Annotated in this window: 4 protein-coding genes and 1 pseudogene; 1 reads left to right on the forward strand and 4 read right to left on the reverse strand. The window is 70.4% G+C overall.

Annotated elements, in window-relative coordinates:
- Positions 1–213: 213 nt before the first annotated feature.
- Complete coding sequence (glnA, locus tag FOE67_RS14785; RefSeq protein WP_182664423.1) at positions 214–1629, forward strand: type I glutamate--ammonia ligase; 1416 nt, start codon at positions 214–216, stop codon at positions 1627–1629.
- A gap of 208 nt (positions 1630–1837) precedes the next feature.
- Here the strand turns inward: glnA and FOE67_RS14790 are convergent, their stop codons facing one another.
- The 4 genes and pseudogenes from FOE67_RS14790 to FOE67_RS14805 all read right to left on the reverse strand — a co-directional run.
- Positions 1838–3181, reverse strand: coding sequence for a pectate lyase family protein (locus tag FOE67_RS14790; RefSeq protein ID WP_182664425.1), 1344 nt, complete (start codon positions 3179–3181; stop codon positions 1838–1840).
- Positions 3182–3591: 410 nt separating this feature from the next.
- Entirely contained in the window at positions 3592–4038 is a 447-nt protein-coding gene (locus tag FOE67_RS14795; protein ID WP_182664427.1) for an SPW repeat protein, read from the reverse strand.
- A gap of 176 nt (positions 4039–4214) precedes the next feature.
- Positions 4215–5561: a polysaccharide deacetylase family protein gene (locus FOE67_RS14800; RefSeq protein WP_323384948.1), complete on the reverse strand. Its 1347-nt coding sequence runs from the start codon at positions 5559–5561 to the stop codon at positions 4215–4217.
- Positions 5522–5655 (reverse strand): annotated as a pseudogene (locus FOE67_RS14805) (purine-nucleoside phosphorylase); the annotation flags it as partial. The pseudogene FOE67_RS14805 and the gene FOE67_RS14800, both read right to left, overlap by 40 nt.

Consider the following 5655-nt stretch of genomic DNA (forward strand, 5'->3'; position numbering starts at 1 on the left):
TGACCCGACTGTTTCGCCGATGTTAACCGGCGAAACACCCCGGGCACGGCCCGGTGACCGGTTCGGGCGGGGGTTCGCCGGTTAACATCGGCGAAACAGTCGGGTCATGCCCGGGTAATGGCGGCTCTTTAGTGTCGGCCGCGGCAGGCCACCGGACTGCACCCCGAGCTGCGAAACGTCCCGCCGGTCCAGGCGGGCTGGGAGGACATTCGGATGTTCCAGAACGCCGACGAGATCAAGAAGTACATCGCGGACGAGGACGTCAAGTTCATCGATGTCCGATTCTGCGACCTGCCGGGCATCATGCAGCACGTCACCATTCCGGCCGTGGCCTTCGACCCGGCCGAGTCGCTGATGTTCGACGGCTCGTCGATCCGCGGCTTCCAGGCCATCCACGAGTCCGACATGGCTCTGGTCCCGGACCTGTCCACGGCGCGGGTGGACCCGTTCCGCAAGGACAAGACCATCAACATCAACTTCTTCATCCACGACCCGATCACGGGCGAGGCCTACAGCCGCGACCCGCGGAACATCGCGAAGAAGGCCGAGGCCTACCTGGCCTCCTCCGGTATCGCCGACACCGCCTACTTCGGCCCCGAGGCCGAGTTCTACGTCTTCGACGACGTGCGGTTCGAGACCAAGTCGAACGCCGGTTACTACTACATCGACTCCGAGGCGGGCGCCTGGAACACCGGCGCCATCGAGGAGGGCGGCAACCGCGGTTACAAGGTGCGCTACAAGGGCGGCTACTTCCCGGCCCCGCCGGTGGACCACTTCGCCGACCTGCGCGCCGAGATCACCCTGGAGCTGATGAGGGCCGGCCTGGAGGTCGAGCGCCAGCACCACGAGGTCGGCACCGCCGGTCAGGCCGAGATCAACTACAAGTTCAACACCCTGCTGGCCGCCGCCGACGACCTGATGCTCTTCAAGTACATCGTGAAGAACGTCGCCTGGCGCAACGGCAAGACCGCGACCTTCATGCCCAAGCCGATCTTCGGCGACAACGGCTCCGGCATGCACGTCCACCAGTCCCTGTGGAGCGGCGGCAGCCCGCTGTTCTACGACGAGCAGGGCTACGCGGGTCTGTCCGACACCGCCCGCTACTACATCGGCGGCATCCTGAAGCACGCCCCGTCGCTGCTGGCCTTCACCAACCCGACGGTGAACTCCTACCACCGTCTGGTGCCGGGCTTCGAGGCCCCGGTGAACCTGGTGTACTCGCAGCGCAACCGTTCCGCCGCGATGCGCATCCCGATCACCGGCTCCAACCCGAAGGCCAAGCGGGTCGAGTTCCGCGCCCCGGACCCGTCCTCCAACCCGTACCTGGCCTTCTCGGCCCTGCTGCTGGCCGGCCTGGACGGCGTGAAGAACAAGATCGAGCCCGCCGAGCCGGTGGACAAGGACCTCTACGAGCTGGCCCCCGAGGAGCACGCGGGCATCCCGCAGGTGCCGACCTCGCTGCCGGAGGTCCTCAAGGCGCTCGAGGAGGACAACGAGTACCTGCAGGCCGGTGGCGTCTTCACCGCCGACCTGATCGAGACCTGGATCGACTTCAAGCGCGAGAAGGAGATCGCCCCGATGCAGCAGCGTCCGCACCCGCACGAGTTCGAGCTCTACTTCGACGTGTGACGTGTGAGCCGCGGCGCGCGAGCATCCCGCGCGACGTGCGTGACGGGTGATCCCTCCGCCTCCCCGCGTCGGACCACCCCCGGACCCCCGGTCGCCCACGGCGGCCGGGGGTCCGGCCCGTCGGGGCCCGCACCGGCGGCGCCCCGCCGGTGGTGCGTCCACCGACGGGGCGCCGCGACGCGAGGGGCGTCGAGGCGGGGGGAGCGGCTCAGAGCCTGCCCGCGCCCGCGCCCTTCTCGATGTCCTTCACGGCCTTGGCGACCGGGTCGATCCTCTCGTACAACCACGGCGTCCAGCCGACGTCGGTGCCGATCTCCTGGCCCGGGCGGGCGGCGTTGTGCTCGGCCACCACGTCGACCAGGTGCTTCTTCCCGAAGCCGTTGAGGTATGTCCCCTTCTCGTACAGGTCCGTGCCGTTCCAGCGGTAGGCGATCCGGTCGGGGCCGATCGGCCCCTCGAAGTAGTTGTTCTCCGCGTGGATCATGGAGTCCAGGCCGACGCCCCAGGCGTAGTCGAAGGCGCCGGAGGCCTCGTCGTTGACCAGGTAGTGGTTGTTGTAGACGTGCACCTGGCCGCGCCGCACCCGCGGGGAGCGCTGGAGCACGTTCTCGAACAGGTTGTGGTGGTAGGTGACGCGCAGCTTCCCGATGTCCTCGGAGTGGCCGTCCCCGCCGCCGATCAGCATGCCCTTGTCGTAGTCGTCGTAGTGGTTCCACGAGACGGTGACCAGGTCGGAGCCGCGGGTGATGTCGACGGAGCCGTCGTACCGCATGAACGGCCGGCCGAAGTACTCGGTGTCCGGGCGTCCGCCGCTCTTGAAGGTGTTGTGGTCCAGCCAGACGTTGGTGGAGCCGTGGACCCAGATCGCGTCGTACTCGGAGTTCCAGTTGCCCGAGGAACCGTCCCGCGGGTCCCACTGCGGGAAGCAGTCCTCGACCTCGGCGAAGGTGATGTTCCGGACGATGACGTTGCGCACGTCGCGGATGTACATCGCCGCGCCCTCGATGCGGGCGTCCTTCCCCAGTCCCACCAGGGTGGTGTTGGAGGGCAGGCGGTAGATCTGCTGGGACTGGTTGCGGTACGAGCGGACCCGGGCGTCCTCCAGCGGACCGGAGGGGCGATCGGTCATGCCCCACGTCTCCGGGTCGTAGGCCTCGAGGTAGGCCTCCAGGGAGTACTCGGGGTCGGCGAAGTCGGCACACTCCAGGGGGTTGCCGGCCTCGTCGACGTTCATGTCGATGGTGCCCTTGACATGGATGATCTTGGGGGTGTCGTTGCTCTGCGGTCCCAGCGCCGCGAGCAGTTCCGCGCGGTTGGTGACGGTGTGGATGTTCTCCGGCGCCGCGGAGGCGCCACCGCTGGTGCCGGCGCCGTGGGCGCCCCAGCCGTCCCGCGGACCGAGGACCTCGTGGCCGAGTTCGTAGCCGGCCCCCTTCCCCGGCTTGTCGGGCCTGTCCGGCTTGTCGCCGGACGCGCCCATCGCGACGGGGGCGGTGATCGCCACCATCGTGACGGCGCAGGCCCCGGCGAGGACCTTCGTGCTGACTCTCATCGTTGAGCTGTCTCCCCTCGGAGTCGTCCTCTCCAGATCGCGTCCCGTCTTCCGACGGCCGACCCCCGGGAGGTGCGCGGGCAGGGAAGACCGCGGATTCCTGCAAAGGCTTGTTGTCATGGCCGCCATCATCGGGCGCGATGGGGCTACATCGTGCTGGTAAAAGCCTGGCCGGACAAGAGATGTCACAGGGAAACCCGGATTACCCGCCTCCTTCGGCGGTTCCGTCCGGGGTTTTGGTGCAATCGGTTGCATAAATCGTCACGATGGGTCACGCCCCGGGACCCGGCGCGTCCCCCCACCCCGGGGCCCGGACGGGCGACGGCCCGGGGTTCCCCGACCGGTCGGTCGGGGAACCCCGGGCCGTGCGGAACGGAAGGGGGGCCGGATCGCGCCCCCTTCCGCGACGGCTACCGCGACGTACCGCGGTTGCGCATCACCTGCTGGGCGCAGACCAGGCCGAGCACCAGCACCACCGCCCCCACCAGGATGTTGTTCCAGATGACGGCGGCCGAGGGATCGGTGCCGACCACCCACGGAGAGATGATCAGCCAGGCGCCGATCGCGCACATGGCCCAGCTCAGGCCGTACATGCGCGCGGGAGCCAGGGTGAACCCCAGTGCCACCAGGGCGATGGCGAGACCCAGCACCAGGTTGTGCACGATCAGGTCCGGTTGGCCGACCCCGATCGCGTCCACCACCCATGGGGAGACGGCGCAGTAGAGGCCCGCGAGGAACACCGGACCGTCCACGAGCGCCACGTCCCGGCCCCCCAGGACACGGGAATAGCGGGCCTGCATCTCCGACATGTCGGGGTGCCCGGCGAGATCACCCCGTCGCGAAGAGACGTCCGCCATCGAACTCACCTCCTCCGGTCCGGGCGAGTGCGGCTGCACAGGACTGCCACGGACCACACATGACAATTATGGGTGAATCACCACAAAAGCGCGTCCGGGTGGGGGAGCTCCCACGGACGGTGGGAGCGGGGCGCCCCGGGGCGGCGGGAGAGCCCGGAGGGTTCGGACGGCAGGCGTCAGACCGGACGGACCATCGTCCACCCCCGGTCCAGCAACCTCGGCAGGTAGTGGTCGAGCGCGGACGCGCTCTGCGAACGGTCCCCGCCGCCGTCGTGGGCCAGCACGATCCCCCCGGGATGGGCCCCGTCCAGTACCGCCCGGGAGATGGCGGAGCTGCCGGGCCGGGTCCAGTCCTCGGTGTCGATGGACCAGCCCAGGGGCTCCATGCCCAGCTCCGCACAGACCTCCAGGGAAGGGGGGTGCCAGGCGCCGTAGGGGGCCCTGGCCCAGTGGGGCGGGGCGCCCAGGACCCCGGCCAGCAGGTCGCAGGTCCGCTCCAACTCCTCCCGGACCCGGGACCGGGGGAGATGGTCCAGGCGGGGGTGGGACCAGGAGTGGTTGGCGATCAGGTGGCCGTCGGCCGCGACCTCCCGCAGCAGGTCGGGGTGGGCGCGGACGTTCTCGCCGATGACGAAGAAGGTCGCGGGCGTCCGGTACCGGCGCAGGGTCTCCAGGATCCGCGGGGTCCACTCGGGGTGCGGTCCGTCGTCGAAGGTGAGGGCGATCCGGCGGGCGCCGTTCGCCGGCAGGGTGAGTCGCGCCGCCTCGCGCACCGGCACCGCGCCGCGCGGGGCCGGGGGTCCCGCCCCACCGGCGAAGGGGCGCAACCGGGAGGCGTCCCCGCCCCCGCCCGGGCCGCCGGAGAAACCGCCGGTGATCCGGTCCAGTCCACCGGCGCCGGGAAGCGACCCCGCGCCCCACTCCGCCGTCAGCGAGGGGGCCAGGGAGCTGATCGCCCGGGCGCCCAGCAGACCCGCCGGCAGGCCCAGCGCGCCGCCCACCAGGCCGGTCGCCATCGACTCCGCCGTGACCTGGCGGGTCACCCGACCCCGGGACCACCCCAACGCCTTGAGCGTGCCGAACTCCCGCACCCGGCGGCCCACCGCGCCGGCGGCCAGCAGTCCGGCCACCCCGAACGCCACCACCAACACGATCACCGAGAGCCACCGGCCCACCCCCTCGGCCAACCCGGCGGCGGTGCCCAGGGATCCGGAGACGGTCTCGGCCAGTTCGGAGGCCGTGGTGACCTCGGTGTCCGCGATGTTCGCGGTGACCGCGTCCGCCACCTCACCGATCAGCCGGGAGTCCGTGACCCGCACGTACACCGTGCTGATCACCGGGTCCCCGCCCGCGAGTTCCTGCGCCACGTCCAGCGGCAGGTACACCTCCGCCCCGGCCTCCCCGCTGTCCGGCGTGGCGATGCCGATGACCTCGTAATCCTCACCGGAGATCTCCAGGGTGTCGCCCGTGGCCAGCTCCTCGGAGGTCGCCCGGGTCGCATCCCGGGCCGGACACCGCCGCAGCCGTTGGTGAGCACCACGGTCTTGCAGCCGGCGGCCACCGCCGTGCGGACCCCGTGGGCCACGGCCGCCACCCCTCTGCCCTCGTAGAAGTGGG

Source organism: Streptomyces calidiresistens (assembly GCF_014141525.1).
Lineage (GTDB): Bacteria > Actinomycetota > Actinomycetes > Streptomycetales > Streptomycetaceae > Streptomyces > Streptomyces calidiresistens.

Bases quoted from the DNA above. Each gene is read 5' to 3' on its own strand.
- FOE67_RS14795 (WP_182664427.1), bottom strand. From the start codon at position 4,038: ATGGCGGACGTCTCTTCGCGACGGGGTGATCTCGCCGGGCACCCCGAC.
- glnA (WP_182664423.1), top strand. From the start codon at position 214: ATGTTCCAGAACGCCGACGAGATCAAGAAGTACATCGCGGACGAGGAC.
- FOE67_RS14790 (WP_182664425.1), bottom strand. From the start codon at position 3,181: ATGAGAGTCAGCACGAAGGTCCTCGCCGGGGCCTGCGCCGTCACGATG.